Origin of the sequence: Streptomyces ochraceiscleroticus (assembly GCF_000720485.1) — a bacterium.
Classification (GTDB): domain Bacteria; phylum Actinomycetota; class Actinomycetes; order Streptomycetales; family Streptomycetaceae; genus Streptomyces; species Streptomyces ochraceiscleroticus.
In genome coordinates, this window is record NZ_JOAX01000013.1 from 237,937 (window position 1) to 253,779 (window position 15,843).

The 15,843-nt window shown below is 69.6% G+C and carries 14 protein-coding genes and 1 pseudogene; 5 read left to right on the forward strand and 10 right to left on the reverse strand.

The genetic code is table 11. The annotated features are described in order from the left end of the window. The first annotated feature begins 46 nt into the window (after positions 1-46). Positions 47-1,393 carry an MFS transporter gene (locus IG84_RS0118330; protein WP_031058179.1) on the forward strand — a complete coding sequence of 449 codons (1,347 nt, stop codon included), beginning with the start codon at positions 47-49 and terminating at the stop codon, positions 1,391-1,393. 93 nt (positions 1,394-1,486) lie between these two features. Continuing rightward, complete coding sequence (locus tag IG84_RS0118335; protein WP_031058181.1) at positions 1,487-2,485, forward strand: nuclear transport factor 2 family protein; 999 nt, start codon at positions 1,487-1,489, stop codon at positions 2,483-2,485. 177 nt (positions 2,486-2,662) lie between these two features. Here IG84_RS0118335 and IG84_RS0118340 read toward each other — a convergent pair whose 3' ends face one another. The 5 genes from IG84_RS0118340 to IG84_RS0118360 form a co-directional block, all read right to left on the reverse strand. Beyond that, positions 2,663-3,106, reverse strand: coding sequence for a PaaI family thioesterase (locus tag IG84_RS0118340; protein WP_031058184.1), 444 nt, complete (start codon positions 3,104-3,106; stop codon positions 2,663-2,665). 47 nt (positions 3,107-3,153) lie between these two features. After that, positions 3,154-5,397, reverse strand: a complete 2,244-nt coding sequence (locus IG84_RS0118345) for a molybdopterin-dependent oxidoreductase (RefSeq protein WP_031058187.1) — start codon at positions 5,395-5,397, stop codon at positions 3,154-3,156. 95 nt (positions 5,398-5,492) lie between these two features. Further along, positions 5,493-6,164 (reverse strand): enoyl-CoA hydratase-related protein, encoded by a 672-nt coding sequence (locus tag IG84_RS0118350; protein WP_031058190.1) that lies wholly within the window; start codon positions 6,162-6,164, stop codon positions 5,493-5,495. 45 nt (positions 6,165-6,209) lie between these two features. Beyond that, a complete protein-coding gene (locus tag IG84_RS0118355; RefSeq protein WP_245659396.1) occupies positions 6,210-6,821 on the reverse strand; it encodes a TetR/AcrR family transcriptional regulator in 612 nt (203 codons plus the stop codon). A gap of 104 nt (positions 6,822-6,925) precedes the next feature. Further along, entirely contained in the window at positions 6,926-7,618 is a 693-nt protein-coding gene (locus IG84_RS0118360; RefSeq protein WP_051861935.1) for an ANTAR domain-containing protein, read from the reverse strand. A gap of 493 nt (positions 7,619-8,111) precedes the next feature. On the opposite strand from IG84_RS0118360, the gene IG84_RS38045 reads away from it, so the two are divergent. Continuing rightward, positions 8,112-8,843, forward strand: a complete 732-nt coding sequence (locus IG84_RS38045) for a GAF and ANTAR domain-containing protein (RefSeq protein ID WP_051861936.1) — start codon at positions 8,112-8,114, stop codon at positions 8,841-8,843. An 84-nt stretch (positions 8,844-8,927) separates the two neighbouring features. On the opposite strand, the gene IG84_RS0118370 is transcribed toward IG84_RS38045, so the two are convergent. The 5 genes and pseudogenes from IG84_RS0118370 to IG84_RS42275 all read right to left on the reverse strand — a co-directional run. Next, the gene (locus IG84_RS0118370) at positions 8,928-9,671 is read right to left on the reverse strand and encodes a class I SAM-dependent methyltransferase (RefSeq protein WP_031058201.1); all 744 of its coding nucleotides are present in this window, start codon (positions 9,669-9,671) and stop codon (positions 8,928-8,930) included. Positions 9,672-10,149: 478 nt separating this feature from the next. Next, positions 10,150-10,539: an STAS domain-containing protein gene (locus tag IG84_RS0118380; protein ID WP_051861938.1), complete on the reverse strand. Its 390-nt coding sequence runs from the start codon at positions 10,537-10,539 to the stop codon at positions 10,150-10,152. 171 nt (positions 10,540-10,710) lie between these two features. Then, complete coding sequence (locus tag IG84_RS0118385) at positions 10,711-11,772, reverse strand: fatty acid desaturase family protein (protein WP_031058209.1); 1,062 nt, start codon at positions 11,770-11,772, stop codon at positions 10,711-10,713. A gap of 131 nt (positions 11,773-11,903) precedes the next feature. Then, positions 11,904-13,046, reverse strand: coding sequence for a ferredoxin reductase (locus IG84_RS0118390; protein WP_031058212.1), 1,143 nt, complete (start codon positions 13,044-13,046; stop codon positions 11,904-11,906). A gap of 379 nt (positions 13,047-13,425) precedes the next feature. Further along, a pseudogene (locus IG84_RS42275) lies at positions 13,426-13,530 on the reverse strand (DUF6355 family natural product biosynthesis protein); the annotation flags it as partial. A 900-nt stretch (positions 13,531-14,430) separates the two neighbouring features. On the opposite strand from IG84_RS42275, the gene IG84_RS0118400 reads away from it, so the two are divergent. Next, positions 14,431-15,009 carry an RNA polymerase sigma factor gene (locus IG84_RS0118400; protein ID WP_031058215.1) on the forward strand — a complete coding sequence of 193 codons (579 nt, stop codon included), beginning with the start codon at positions 14,431-14,433 and terminating at the stop codon, positions 15,007-15,009. Continuing rightward, the gene (locus IG84_RS38950; RefSeq protein WP_051861939.1) at positions 15,006-15,800 is read left to right on the forward strand and encodes a hypothetical protein; all 795 of its coding nucleotides are present in this window, start codon (positions 15,006-15,008) and stop codon (positions 15,798-15,800) included. Before IG84_RS0118400 ends, IG84_RS38950 begins: the two co-directional genes overlap by 4 nt. Positions 15,801-15,843 lie beyond the last annotated feature (43 nt).

The window sequence follows — 15,843 nt, forward strand, 5'->3', positions numbered from 1 at the left end:
GCGTACGTACCTCCTGACTCCCTCCCACCGCGCGAACGGAGAAGCCATGTCCGCTGTAGCGCCACCCACAGCCGCCGGCGACAGAAACGCCACCGACCCCGAGAACCGGAAGGCAATACGCCGGGCCATCGGCGCGGGAAGTATCGGCAACTTCGTTGAACAGTTCGACTACGGGCTCTACGGCTACCTGGCCCCGGTCCTCGCCCCCGCCTTCTTCCCCGGCAGCGACCCGGCGGTCGCGGTGCTGAGCACCTACGCACTCATCGCGATCGCCTGTCTGTTCCGCCCCCTGGGCGGCACCCTGGTCGGCCGCTGGGGAGACCGGGTGGGCCGCAAGAAGGCGCTGCTGTGGACCATCGTGGTCATGGGCGTGACCACCGCCATGATCGGCGCACTGCCGACGTACCAGCAGATCGGCGTCCTCGCACCGCTCCTCCTCCTGGTGATACGCATCGTCCAGGGCATGGTCTCCGGCGGCGAGTACGTCGGAGCGGTGGCCTTCATCGTGGAATGGGCCGAGCCCAAGCGACGGGCCTACTACGCCTCGTACGCGTCGAACAGCTGCTTCTTCGGAATCCTCGCGGGAGCCGGCACCGCCGCGCTGACCAGCGCGGTGTTCGAGGGGCCGGCCCTGAACTCCTACGGCTGGCGGATCCCCTTCCTCCTCGCGCTGCCGCTGAGCGCGGTCGGGGTCTGGCTGCGCAAGCGCATCGCGGAGACGCCCGAGTTCATCCGGGCCACGGAGGACGGCACCCAGGTCGTCAAGGCACCGATCCGCGAGGCGCTCCGCTCCCAGCTTCGGCCGATGCTCGTCTTCTGCGGCGTCTCGGTGATGCTGGCGATCCTCTCCTACAGTTGGGTCACCTTCTACCCGGAGTACCTGACGGGGACGCTGGGCCTGCCCCGCTGGATGGCGCTGACATCCAACGCGATCTCGGTCGCGGTCCTCATCCCGCTGCTGCCCCTCGCGGGCACCCTCTCGGACCGGATCGGCCGCAAGCCGATGCTGATCATGGGCGCCATCGCCTGCATCGTCCTGGTCCCACTGGCCTTCTACGTCGGTGAACAGGCCACGTTCGGCGCCGCGGTCGCCAGCCAACTCATCTACATCATCCCGGAGTTCTTCCTGACCGGGATCGTCACGGTCTGCGCCGCGGAGCTCTTCGCCACCCGCACGCGGTTCAGCGCCAGCGCCATCGCGTACAACAGCTCGTTCTCCGTCTTCATGGGCATCACACCGTTCGTCGCCGCCCTGCTGGTCACCAGCTTCGGCACGATCTACGCGGTGTGGGTCTACCTCGCCGCGGCGGCGGTACTGGCCCTGGTCGTGGTCAGCGCCTTCATGACGGAGACGTACCGCAGCCACCTGGGCGAGGACAAGTTCGCCCGCTGACCGCCATCCCTCACCTCATGCACCCGCATGAACTCTCAAGCCCACTCAGGCCCACCCAAGCCCACACCACTCAAGCACGAAAAGGAACATCCCATGCCGTTGGACCCCGTCGCGTACCTCCCCTACCAGGACCCGGACGACTTCATCCGTGAGGTCACCGACCGCATCTGGGTCGACCGGGACGTCTCGTACATCGTCGACAACTACGAGCCGGACTCGATCGTCCACGCGAGCCTCGGCACCGTCGTGGGCCGCGACGGTGTGATCGAAGGCAGCACGATGCGGATGGGCAGCACACCGCAGCACATCGGCCAGGCCGAGGACGTGGTGTGGGAGGCGCGTGGCAACGACGCCTTCCTCAGCTCGCACCTGGTCTTCTCCGCCGACGAACACCTCGTGGACGGCAAGAACATCCGCATCCGCAAGCGCACGGTCGCCAACTGCCTCTACCGCAGGGGTCGAATGGTCGAGGAGTGGGTCGTCCGCGACGAGCTCGCCGACTGCCTGCAGCGCGGCGCGGACCCGGACGAGGCGGCCCGCGCCCTGCGCTTCCAGGGGTACACCGGCTCGATGCTCGAGGCACCGCCGAAGGACGTACTCCTGGAAGGCGTCAGCGGCCCGCGTCCGGACGACCACCGGCCCGAGTGCGAGATGGTCCTCGAATTCATCGACGAGGTGTGGACCCAGCGCCGGCTGCAGAAGGTCAACGACTTCATGGTGCGGGACCTCTTCCTGCACACGATCGGCGACCGGACCGTCATCCGCCCCGACCGCTACCAGGCCGATCTGCTGTCGACCGTCGCACCGTTCCCCGACGCACGGTTCGAAGTGCGGGACATCCAGACCAACTACGCCGAGCGTTACGCGGGGCTGCGAGTGGCAGTGCTGTGGACCATGCACGGCACCTACCGCGGCACCCCCGCGTTCGGCCCCCTGACGGACCAGCCGGTCACCATGCTCGGCGTCTCCCAGTTCCTGATCCAGAACGGCCGCATCGTCCGCGAGTTCCGCGTCTACGACGAGATCGCACTGCGGGCCCAGATCAACAGCACCCGCGGCGACGGCCCCGCCGTCGAAGCCAACATCTACTGACCTGGCCGCCTTTTTCGATGTGGCGGGGTTCCCGACCCCCGGGAACCCCGCCACATCGTCAGATTCCCCTCACCTCACCTCCCCTCCCACCTCTCCTTCTGCTGGTGACGCGCCCTGGCAGGAGATCGCCGAAGCCATGGAAAGCCAGGAGTGAGCGGAAGCAGTGGCCGTGGCGCGTTAAAAGATCATGCAGGTGGTGGTGGCGTGGGCGATCAGTTTGCCCTGGTCGTCCAGCACCTTGCCCTCGGCGGTGGCGGTGCGGCGGCCGGCGTGGATGACGGTGCCCTCGGCGGTGAGTGTCTGGCCGTCGGTGCGGGCGGCGCGGATGTAGTTGACCTTGAGTTCAAGGGTGGTGTAGCCGGCGCCGGCGGGGAGGGTGGTGTGGACGGCGCAGCCCATGGCGGAGTCGAGGAGGGTGGCGGCGATGCCGCCGTGGACGGTGCCGAGGGGGTTGGCGAAGTCGGGGCGGGTATCGAGGGAGATGACGATGCGGCCGTGGTCGACCTCGTCGAAGCGCATGCCGAGCAGGCGGCCGATGGAGGGGATGTCGGTGGGGCGTTCGGTCTGCACCCAGCGCATCAGTTCCAGGCCGGTCATGGCGGTGGGGTCGGTGGTGGTCACGGTCGTTCTCCTTGCGTGGTGGCCCTGCCGCGAGGGGCGGGTGTTCGTCAGGCGGGGAGGGGCTCGATGCGGGCGGGGACGTGTTTGTGCCAGGGGGTACCGGCGATGGGGTCGCGCCAGGTGAGGTCGGTGAGGGTGTTCAGGGCGACGCCGGTGCGTTCGGTGCCGCCGTCCTCGGTGGGCAGGTCGAGGCCGAAGCCGTTGGGCAGGGCCGCGTGCCCGGGCTGCAGGCGGTCGTCGATCTCGACGACCGCCTGGGCGGTGCCACGTGTCGTGGTGATCCGGGCGAGGGCGCCATCGGACAGCCCGAGCTGTTCGGCGTCGTACGGGCTGACGCGCAGGGCGCCCTGTTGGTCGCGCTTCCGCCAGGTGTTGTCGCGGAAGATGGTGTTCGCGGTGAAGGCCCGGCGCTGGCCGGCGGCCAGGACGATCGGGAAGTCGTCGGTGGTGTGGACGGCGGGAGTGGTGTCCAGGTCGGCGAGGAGGCCGAGGAGTTCGGGAATGGGCAGCGGGATGCGGTGGCCGGGGTGGGGGACGTAGTTCCAGGCGTCGGTGTACTCGTCCTCGGTGAACGTGATGCCGGACCGGCCCTCCAGCATCGCGTCGAACAGGGCGTCGGCGCTTGGGTGTCCGGCCCGGCGCATGGCGGTGGGGTACTCCTTGGCGATGCGCTGCGCGAGCGCCCACAGCACGGCGGCGGAACGGGCCCCGTCGGCAAGCGTGGTGCCGAGGGTCTCGTACAACAGGTACGGGGCCATGGCGAAGGTGCCCTTGTCGAGGGCTGCCAGGGCGGCGAACGCGAGCTTGTAGGGGGTGCGGCCCAGGCGGGCAGCGGCGTGCAGCAGTGTCAGCCTGCTGCGGGGGACGGCGTTCAGTTCGCGGATGAGGCGAGCGTAGATCTCGGGCTCGGGCAGGGTGCCGGGCAGCGGGTCGAGGACCGGGGCGCGCAGGTGGAAGGTGTTGTGGGGGAACTCGAAGGTGAAGAAGGTCGCTTCCCACTTCTCGAACTGGGAGGCGGCGGGAAGCACGTAGTCGGCCTGGCGGCCGGTCTCGGTCAGGGCGATGTCGATGACGACGACCAGGTCGAGCGCGGCGAGTGCCTTTGCGAAGGCGGCGGAGTCGGCCAGGGAGTGCGCCGGATTGGCCGACTCGATGATCATCGCCCGGAACCGGTCGGGGTGGTCGGTGAGGATCTCCTCGGCGATGACATTGCAGGGCACCAGGCCGCCGGGCATCCGCGCGCCGGTGACGGGGGTGCGGCGCGGGCTTGTCGAATAGCGGGCCAGCGGGGCGATCCACGAGTGCGGCTGCATGGCACCGGGTTTGGCGAAATTCCCCGTCAGGAGCCAGGTCAGCTTGTTGAGGTAGGAGACCAGCGTGCTGTTGGGGCCCTGCTGCACGCCCAGGTCCTCGTACGTCGCGACGCCGGCAGCGGTGCCGATACGGCGTGCCGCCTGGCGCAGCAGGCCCTCGTCCACACCGCAGGTCTGCGCGCAGCGGGCGATATCCACCGCCCTGAGCTGCTCGATCACCGTCTCGGCGCCGGTGGTGCGCGCGGCGAGGAAGGCGTGGTCGAGCAGGTCTTCCTGGACCAGTACGCCGAGGAGGCCGGCCAGGCACCAGGCGTCGGTGCCGGGCTTCACCTGGAGGTGGATGTCGGCGAGGTCGGCGGTCTCCGTGCGCACCGGATCGATGACGATCATGGTGCGAGATGGGTCCTTGGCGATGTCCTTGAGCACGGTGCGGGCCCGCGGGACGCCGTGGGACTGCCAGGGGTTCTTGCCGAGGAAGAGGGAGACTTCGGCGCGGGCGAAGTCTCCGGTGGTGTGTCCGCCGGTGAGGTGGGCGTCGACGAAACCCTCGCCGGTCTTCTCCTGAGCGAGGGGGTTGGAGCGGTAGCGGGCGCCGAGAGCGCGCAGCAGGGCGCCGCTGTAGGCGCCGCCGAGGTGGTTGCCCTGTCCGCCGCCCCCGTAGAAGAAGATCGATTCGCCGCCGTGGGTGTCGCGTACCGTCTTCAGCCGGGCGGCGATCTCGCGGAGAGCGGTGTCCCAGTCGATGGGGGTGAAGCTGCCGTCCGCCTCCCGGCGCAGTGGTGTCGTCAGCCGGGCTCCGCCATTTTGGTAGTGGTCCAGGCGCAGGGCTTTGTTGCAGGTGTAGCCGGCGGTGGCGACGTGCTCCTTGTCGCCGCGGATCTTGGTGAAGCGGCGGCCGTCGGTCTGGATCTGGATGCCGCAGTTGTTCTCGCACAGGATGCACGCGCTCTTGTGCCAGGTGGCGGTGTCGGCGGTCATCGGCCCTGTCTCCTCATGCGGTGGGCGGCTGGCGTATCCCGCGCCCCGCGGGGGAAGTGCCGGGGCGCGGGGTGGTGCGGTCGGTGAGGTGCTGGTCAGCCGAGCGGGTTGGCGGTGTCGCGCAGGGTGGCCAGGGCCGGGGCGTACATCCGGGCCTTGATCGTGCCGAGGGTGTCGCCGGCCTTGCTCACCTGCGCCTGGGCGATCTCGATGGCGGTGGAGCGCACGGCGTCCTCGCTGACCGCCCGGTCGACGATGCCGGCGGCCGCGGCGTCGGACCCGCCGTAGCGGCGGGCGGTGAGCATGGCCTCATGCGCGGTCTGCGGCGCCAGCCGGGACTGGATGAGCGCGGCCATACCAGGAGTGAAGGGGATGTTGATGTCCGCTTCGGGCAGGCACCAGTAGCCGCGATCAGCACGCATCACGCGGAAGTCGTGCGCGAGGGAGAACATCGCACCGGCGGCGAAGGTGTGCCCCTGCAGCGCGGCCACCGTGATGACCGGCAGCGACAGCATCCGCGCGAACAGCTCATGAACGGAGACGACGTAGTCCTGGTGCTGGTCGGCGTGGGCGAACAGCCAGTCCAGGTCGAGCCCGTTGGAGTAGAACTTGCCGGTGGCGGCGGTGACCAGGGCGCGGGGGCCCGCTGCCTTCTCCACCTCGTCGAGCGCGGCGCCGACGGCAGTGAGCCAGTCGGGGTGGAAGCGGTTCTCACCGTCTCCGAGGTCGAGAACGAAGACGTTGTCCTGACGGTCGAGCGAGGGCATGGCGACTCCTTCGAGCTGAGCTGACTGGGTCGAGTGGCTGCGGGGTTACGGCCGGGGCCGGGGTACGGCACCGGGGCGGTCACGCAGGGCGTACAGGAGCAGGTCGTGGATCTCGGCGGCGGCCGCCTCGATCGGTGCGGTGCTCTGCTCGGCCCGGCACATGATCACCGCGCCTTCGACCGCGGCGATGATGAAGGCGCCGAGCCGGCGGCTGCGTTCCTCGGTCAGGCCGTGCCGCAGGAAGAGGGCTGCGAGGGCTTCCTGCCAGCGGGCGAAGACGGCGGCGGCGGAGCGGGCGAGCTGGGGTGCGTCGTCGTTGGTCTCCACGGCCACCGCCACGATCGGGCAGCCGGCCCGGAAGCCGCTCTCCACGAGCCGGTCGCGCCACAGCACGAAGAACGCGTCGACGGCCTCCACCGGATCGTCCGCCTGCATGGCGGCATCGATCAGTCCCGCGATGAAGTCCCCTGCCAGTGCCACCGCCTCGTCGATGAGCTGCGTCCGCCCACCGGGGAAGTGGTGATACACCGAGCCCCGAGGAGCTCCGCTGTGCGCGAGGACCCCGTCGATGCTGGTCGCGCTCGCACCGTACTCACGCAGCAGAGCGGCAGCACTGAGGATCATCCGGTCACGGCTGTCACTCTTGCGCGGACTCACCCGCCACCACCACCTTCGACGACGACGCGGCCCGCCACCAGACGGGCTACCTGTCGGTAACTTAAGGTGTATGGCATAGAACATGCAAGAGAGGATCCGAAAGGTCAGTAGTCGGGGAGGTCCAGGTCCTCGTGGACGACGGCGTGGGCGAGGTCGGTGAGATCGATGCCACGGCTGTGGGCATGGGCGCGCAGCCGGTCGAGCGCGTGGTCGGCGGAGAGGTCGTGGCGCTGGATGATCATGCCGACTGCCTGGTGGACGACTGCCTGGGACGGTGCAAAGTGGGGGACGAGGAGCTCGGAATCGTCCTCGGGTGCGGCGGCACAGGCGGCCTGGAGGAGGAGTTGGGCGGCGTCCAGGTGGATGCGGGCGGTGTGCTGGTCGGTTGGTGACAGCGGGCCGGACCGGTCGCGGTAAAGGGACAGGACGATGCCCGCCCGGTCCGCGAAGCGGGGGTGGGACACAGCGGGCAGGGCGAAGGCCGCATGGATCCCCTGGGCCTGGGCTTCGTCGGCGAAGAGGGGCCAGAGCCGAGTGGCGCCGAGATCGGTCAGGTCATCGGCGAGTACGGAGGCCCGCTGCTGCAGCGCCTGCACGCACGGCCCCTCGCCCAGGTTGATCTCCAGGGTCTCTCCTGCGTCGGCCAGCGGGCCGTCGCAGCACAGCGATATCCGGCGGGCCAGGGCGGCATCCGCAGCCAGCGTCAGCCCTACCGAGCACGGAGCCTGCAGCGCCGCCCGGCATGCGACGGCGATGGAGCCCGACCCGTCGTGGTGGCGAGCAAGGTAGTAGGCCAATCGCGCGGCCTCCGGCCGCGGGGACCTCACGCGAGGCTCAGCACACAGTTGGTGGGGCCGCCAGCGGCCCAGAGTGTGTCCACCGGTACGGATCCGATCTCCGGCACTCACCGCCGATACTGCCCGGTCGGAAGCCAATGTCAGGGTAATCAAGCGGAGAAACAGCGCCATGCGCGGGCAGTTGTGCCCAGCCTACTCCCCGCCCCCCCGAGGCCATGGCCGTGTGGCGGCGCCGGCTCAAGGTCTCCCGGACCGTCGGACGCGTCGTGGCGAGGCGAACGCGGGCGTTCGGTGAGGCTGAAAGAGCCGCGCTCGGGGCGTAGTCTGGCCACAGGGCACCGCTGGTATTTCCGGGTGGTCTCCACCCAGCCCCCGTGCATGACGCTTCCGGTCCGGTCGCTGACATCGACGACCGGAGGCTGCTGTGCCCATTCCGCCCCTACCCGCGGCAGGCCCGCCCGCACCCGATGGGCCTCCGTCCCCGTCCCGTGAGATGCGGGTGACCGCCGCACTGATCGACGTTGCCGACACCCTCGTCGCCGACTTCGACCCCGCCGACTTCCTGTACCGCGTCGCCGAACACTGCATGGACCTCTTGGACATCGGCGACGCCGGAGTGATGCTGGCCGCCCCCGGCGGCCCGCTGCGCCTGGTCGCCACCACCTCCGAACAGGTACGCCTGGTGGAACTCTTCGAAATCGACGCCCGCGAGGGCCCCTGCCTCACCGCTTACCGCGAGGGCGCCGCCGTCGACCACGTGGACCTGACCGCCCCCTCTCGCTGGCCGGGCTTCAGCGTCCGCGCGCACCGCGCCGGCTACCACTCCGTGCATGCCAGCCCGATCCGGCTGCGAGCGGAGACCATAGGCGTACTGAACCTCTTCCGCCGCGCCACCGGCCCCCTGCCCGAGGCCGACAAGCACCTCGCCCGAGCGCTGGCCGATGCCACCGCCATCTCCCTGCTTCAGCAGACCGCCCTGGAGCATCACCGCACATTGAGCACACAGCTCCAAGGAGCCCTGAACACCCGCACCGTCATCGAACAGGCCAAGGGCTACCTCGCTTCCCACCACGGCATCGATCCCGCCGCCGCCTTCAAGCACTTGCGCGCCCACGCCCGCCACCACCAGGTCCGCCTCGCCGACCTGGCCCGCGACGTCATCGACGGCATCGTCACCCTTCCCCTCCCGCCCAGCGACGACAGCACCCGGCGCGATGCACCCTGAACCGATCAGGCTGGTTGCGCTGGTGTCGTTGGGCGAGAGGCCGCGAGGCCGGGAGAGACCGGAAGTGCTGGCAGGACGCTCTCTTCAGGCGCGGCAGCGCAGCATTTCCAGCGGCGGATGCGCGAGGAGGTCCGCCCAGAAGTCCTCGCCGAACTCACGCATACCGGCTTCGGACACCTGCAGCGGAACCCACTCCGCCGCACCGAACCCGGCCACTCGCAGGCACTCCTCGTAGACCTCGCGGCGGGGGACCGTGCTGACGATGCTGATCGGCTGCGGGTCGAGGAGAGCCGTGACCCGCGACCGCGGCCCCGTCTCGGCTTCCTCGCCGGTCGGCTCGCAGCGGAACCCGTACTGGTCCAGGGACGCACAGTCGAACCGGTAGTCAGGATTCTGCGCGAGCACGAAGAACTCGCCCCCCGGCACCAGGCTCCGGTGGATGTTGCAGCACATCCGCTCCATCGCAGCAATGTCCTCGGCGTAGTTGAGACACTGCACTCCCACCGCGATGTCGAAACGCCGGTGGAGAGGCCGCAGCTCGGCCACGTCACCGACCTCGTAGCGCACGCCCAGCGGATCACGTTGCTCGATCTTCCGCGCGGCGGCGATCATCTCGACGGAGATGTCGACACCGAGGACGTCCGTGGCGCCGCGCCGTTTGAACTCCCTGCTGTAGAAACCGGTGCCGCACGCCAGGTCGAGAACCGACTTGCCGCTCACGTTCCCGACCATGCCCAGGAAGCTCGGCACCTCCCCGTAACGCGTCAGCGGCAGGGACTTGAACCCCTCGAACGCCTCGCCGATCCCGTCGTACTGCTGCACGCTCACGTGCGGCTCCCTCCTGCGCTTCGCCATGTACGTGGCCACACCGGCACTCCGAAAGCAGAGGCCCTCCGGATTCAGAGGCCCGCCGGGTCCCGGTCGTGGCAGAAAGTCTCCACCGCCCCGTCCGGACGTCGTACTGGCAGATGACACAGAGAAGTTGGCAGGGTGACCCTCGTATCATCCAACACGGAGGCGCAGCGCGTGGAGTGCGCCGACACGGGACCGCTGGGCGGGAGGCGTACGCCTCGCGACGGCCGGTGATCCACCCTTGATGGAGCGCCGCACGTACCGGGTCAGCCGGCGCTGCCGCCCGACTCGTGGATCTCCTTCGATACCTCGGTCAGGGCGGGCGGCTGATCACGACCTCACAGACGAACACCGCGGCGGCCGCGGGTACTTGGAGGATCAGTGACCTGACCGTCAACCACATCGACACCGCCGCGTTCCAGGCGGCCACCGACCGTCACCCGTGCGCGCAAGGCTAGGCCGCGTCAGCACGTACCGGCTCAGGCGCGGCGGCGGTGGGAACGATGGTGAGGAGCCTGCCCATACCGCTGTCCGCGAGGGCGGATTCGACGGCGGGGGACGGCGCGACGACGAACAAGTGGCCGTGATGGAATCGGGCCCGGCGATCGGCCGCGATCAGCACTCCCAGCGGCTGCGCCGCGCAGTGCGTGACACCGGACAGATCGACGTAGACAGCCGCGCCGGGTTCGTCCAGCCGCTCCATGAGCCGTTCGCGCAGCTCCGGAGCGGTGGAAAAGTCCAGTACCCCGCTGACGAAGACGGTTGCGGGGAGCCGCATCGGCAGCGGTAGCCGCAGCGGCGGCGGCGGAGCGTTGCGGTCGGAGGGCAGGTATTCGATGGTCATCGTGGACCCTGTTCCAGGCGCAGTGTGCGTGCGCCCGGTGTTGTGGTTCTTCGAGAACGAGGCCGGCACGGGCGCCGGCTTTCGGGATGCCCTCTACCGCTACTGTACTCTCCTGCCCTCCTCCGCCGTCGGAGCAGCGCCCGCCCGCACCACCGCCTCATGGCACCGGAGTTACCGGCCCGGCAGGGCGTAGCGCAGGATGCGCCGCCAGGTGGCGGCGTACTGCTTGCCCAGGGAGCCCGTGACGTAGGGCAGGTCGTACTTCTCGCAGAGCTTGCGAACGGTGGGGGCGATCCGCGCGTACCGGTTGCTGGGCAGGTCAGGGAAGAGGTGGTGTTCGATCTGGTGGCTGAGGTTGCCGCTGAGGATGTGGAAGAGCGTGCTGCCCTCGATGTTGGCCGAGCCCTGGATCTGGCGCAGGTACCACTGGGCGCGGGATTCGTCGTCGAGCTGTTCCTCGGTGAAGGTCTGGACGCCGTCGGGGAAGTGGCCGCAGAAGATGATGGTGTGCGCCCATATGTTGCGGGTGGTGTTGGCGGCGAGGTTGCCCAGCAGGCAGGGCAGCGCGGACGGCCCGGCCAGCAGCGGGAACAGTAGATAGTCCTTGGCGAGCTGGCGTCCGGCCTTGCCGACCAGCCCCGCCACGTCGCGCAGGAGGGCACGCGGTGTCTTGCGGCCGGCGGGTACGGCGTCCGCCTCCAGGTCGTACAGGGCGATGCCCCATTCGAAGACCGGGGCGAGCGCCAGGTTGTAGAACGGCTGGACCAGGTGGACGGGATGCCAGCGCTGATCGGCGCTCATCCGGAAGATCGTGTAGCCGAGGTCGCGGTCCCGGCCGACGACGTTGGTCCAGGTGTGGTGCAGGTGGTTGTGGGTGTGCTTCCATGCCGCGGCGGTGGTGAGGAAGTCCCACTCCCAGGTGGTCGAGTGGATCGCCGGATCGCGCATCCAGTCCCACTGGCCGTGCAGCACGTTGTGGCCGATCTCCATGTTCTCCAGGATCTTGGCGGTGGCGAGCATCGCCGTGCCCGCTACCCAGGCGGGCGGGAACAGCGAGACCGCGAGGGCCACCCGGCCACCCGTTTCCAGGCCGCGCTGGGCGGCGATCACCGTACGGATGTAACGGGCGTCGTCGGCGCCGCGCTCGTCGAGGACCTCGGCGCGGATGCGGTCGAGCTCCGCGCCGAGGGCTTCGACGTCGGCGGGGTCGAGATTCGGTACGGTCACGGTCATGTCGGTCTCCGGGGACTCGATGGACGGATCGACGGACGGATCGACGGAAGGATCGGTGTACGGAACGGAGGGACGGATCGGTGCGTATGGAAAAGAACGGCCACGGGGCGCGCCCGGGTCCGGGAGGCCATCTAGACGTCGAGGGCGATGCTTCCCGCGGCGGCCGAAACGCAGGTCTGGATCAACTGTCCGGGGTCCTCGTGGAGTTGTCCGCTGCGGAGATCGCGTACGCGTCCTCTCGCCAGCGGGACGAGGCAGCCGAAGCAGATGCCGCGGCGGCATCCGTACGGCATGACCGCACCGGCGGCCTCGCCGATCTCCAGCAGGGGACGCGTCGGGTCGGCGTCGGTCTCGATGCCCGACCGCAGGAACCGGACGCGGCCACCGGCCCCGTCGGCCGCTGCCCGTGAAGCGTCGTCTTGAAAGACGAGATCGAGCGTGAAGCGCTCGACGTGCAGCCGGTCCGGTATACCCGCCCGCGCCCAGTGGTCCTCCAGGGCGTCGAGCAGGGCGGCCGGGCCGCAGGCCCAGGTCTCGCGCTCGCGCCAGTCCGGGCACAGGCGCGTCAGGTGTTCGGGAGTGAGCCGGCCGGCCGGTGCGGCGCCGTACCGTGTGTGGTGTTCATGGAACCGAAACCACGCCAACTCGCTTTGTGCGGCGTTGAGTTCGGTGCGGAAGATGGCATCGGCGGGGCCGGGCGCGCTGTGCACGAGCAGCACGTCGGGGTGTGCAGCCGTCGCGCTCCGCGCCATGAGCGTACGAAGGATGCCCATGACCGGGGTGATTCCACTGCCGGCAGTCACCATCAGCATCCGCCGCGGCAACGGGTCCGGCAGGGTGAAGGCGCCCTGAGCGGGCCCCAGCCGCAGCAGCGTGCCCCGGCGGATCCGATGCGCCAGATGCGGTGAGACCGTACCGCCGTCCGCGGCCTTGACCGTGATCGCCACCGGCCCGCCGGGCCGCCCCGGTGGCGAGGTCAGGGAGTACGTACGCCAGTGCTGTACGCCGTCGATCTCCACTCCGACGGGGAGATACTGGCCGGCCCGGTGTCCGTGCCAGCCCCTGCCGGGCGTGATGACCAGGCTGGTCGCGTCCGCCGTCTCCTGCCGGATCTCCGTCACGCGCCCCGCCGGGCGGCGCGCACAGAGCAGCGGATCGACCAGAGCGAGGTAGTCGTCCGGGGTCCGTGGGCTGGTCAGCCAGCCGCAGGCCGCCAGGAGGCGATGGGCGGCTCGATCGGCCAACCGGTGAGCAGTGACCGGGAGTTCGGGCATTGGCCGCCCCTCTCGTCGCGTCCCAACATCAGTGCTGTGCGGCTGCTCTGCTTCTCTTCTCTTCGCGTCGTCCCGGGCCCGGATGCGCCGACCCTAACCGCGACCGCGCACCCGAGGGGAAGGCGAGCAGCCGCTTTCCCGCCATCCGCGGCAGGGCCGGGAGCACCGCGCTTCCCGGGCGGACGGGGAGGCATGGGGCACGCAGTGCCGTGATCTGAGCAGAAGCCACTGCCCAACAGTGGCGGCAGGGGACGAGAACGGCCGGATGGTGGTGCAACGCTTCAGAACGGTGACCGCCCCGCCGCACCACCACGCCACTCCCGCCTCACAACGGTCTCCGGCCGGCCGCCGGTGGGTGTCTGACCCGCGGGGGCTCGCCTCAGCAGGTGCGTCCGGCGTAATGGGCGCCCTGGATCTTGCCGGCGGAGCCGAGCCAGGTCTCGCCGGGGCCGACGCACCGCTCGTAGTCGGCCGCCCAGGCGACATGCCGTGCCGTTCACCCGCAGCATCGTTTTCCCTCTGCGCCAATCGGATGGTCCTGTCCGGTTCCCGAGCGCAGCCCGGCCCTGAGTGGCGTTTCACGAGCTGAGCGCGACAGCACAGTGACGGAATGAGGCCGGGCAGCCAATCCCCGTATGGCGTAGGGGAAATGCGTCGAGCGGATCGGTTGTGGGCCCTGCACGGAGAGGAAAGTGGAAGCAGGACGCACCGTCCGCGATGAGCTCCCCTCCACGGCCGGTGCAGTCCCGATCATGGGCACCGGCGTCGGCGGGTCGGTGCCCATGGCCACGCGCAGTACTGAAGTGGGTCGGGCAACCGGATGCTCGACGGACGGCCGCGGCCGTGCCGCGCCTCGGTCAGGTCCCAGGGGAGGGGCAGTTCGCGTCATGACCGAGTAGGCCACGTGTGCGGTTTCTCGTGCACGTGCCGAAGCGGCGCGTCGCCGGATGCGGGCCGGCCCGAAGAGTGGATCAGCGACGCGCGATCAGATGCGTGCGCCCGTTGCATCTGTGACGCATGAGGCTCCTGTGGCTCCAAGGAGCGTTACAGATAACGGATGTGCAAGTTCCGAAAGATTTTGCAGATGCGCGTGAACATTCGGCTGCCCTTTCCGATTGGCTGATGAGCGAGGGCTACAACGGCCTTGGGTGCCAACGGGGGTGGGCACTCTCCAGCGTCTTGGAGGGACACCAAACGTGGATCTTGAAATGGCCGCCCACGTGATGACGTGGGCAGTCACGGCAAGGGTGATCGCAGCCGATGCGTGCACGGCAGGAAGGCGCCTGCTGGGAGCCAGTGTGCGCATCGGAGCCGCCCACATCGCCGCCCAGCAGCACGACCGCGCCCGCAGCGTGGACCAGCGGCATCCGGGGGAGGGCTCCAAGTGACCGACCGGCCCGACCCCTGGGGCGACTCCGCCGCCAACGGCGATCGCTTCTCCGCCGTGCTCCCGCTGGACTTCACGGCATTCTTTCTGCTGCACCACAAGGCATTCCTCCGCTTCGCCCACCTGCAGCTCGACAGCCGCACGGCGGCCGAGGCCGTCGTCGAGGAGGCATTCGCCGAACTCGCCGACACCTGGAATGAGGTGCTGCGCCAGCCCAGTGTGGAGGCGTACGCGATGGCCACCCTCAAGGAGGTCATCGACCGGCGTCTGGCCGCCAAAGGGCGCGAAGTGCCCTTCGTGGCCACCGCGGCCTTCGCCGCGATCCGCGACGCCTCCCGAGTCCGTCTGAACGCACTCGAATCGAATCTGGGCCTGTACACGGCGATTGCCCGACTGCCCGAACGCCACTACGACGTCATCGTGCTGCGCTTCGTACTCGGCTACCCGCCCAAGGAGGTCGCCCACATCATGGGCATCTCGCCCGCCACCGTCCGTTCGCACATCCACGGAGCGCGCCGCCGCCTCGCCCGCTACCTGGGATTCGACTGGGAACCGACCGAGGAGGAAAAGGTATGAGCCGGAAGAACAACCTGCCGGCCATCGACCGGGCCCTCGCCCAGGCCGAGGTCTTGACCGGAGAATACGACGACTACGACGCGCAGGCCGCGCTGAACCGCATCGCCCACCGCGTGGTCTGGCGCAAGGCCGCCGCCCTGGAACACCGCGCCCGCCGGGCCCGGCACTCCCACGCCCGCCCGGAGGACCGCGAGGTGCCCAGCACCGCGATGGCTGCTCTGCACGCCCGCGCCGCCGCCCACCTCGGCTCGCTCTCCTCCCGCGTGGTCCGTGACCCGGCGGCCATCGCCGCGATGGCCCTGCTCGTCGACGACCCGGCCCGCATCGAGCCGGCCGGTGCCCTCGCCTTCGCCTGCCTGCTCTACCTCGCCGACCGTCACGAGGCCGCCCAGTTCTGGTGGCAGTTCGCCGCCGGAGCCGACTCCGCCACCGCCGCCCGCTGCCTGTACCTGCACCACCTGCAGCTCGCCGAGCCCGAATCCGCCCTGTACTGGCATCACCAGGCCCAGGCCCTGTACGACAAAGAGACCGACCCGATGCTCACCGAACGCCCCGCCCTCCTCACCCCCGCCCCGGACGTACTGATCTCCGCCGGGCAGCTCGACGTCGTCGTCGAGGTCAAGCGCTGCACCCGACAGCACCGCGCCTACGAGGCCAGATGGTGGGTCTTCACCACCTCCCTCACCGACGCGGTGCTCCGCCTGGAGACCGACTCCGACGAGGACTTCGGCGCCATCCCCAAGCCCGACCCGGACCTGGCCGCCGAACTCGAGGACGCCACCACACCGTAGGAACCCGCTGCTGGGACAGATTTTCAGTGCCAATCACCGGCAG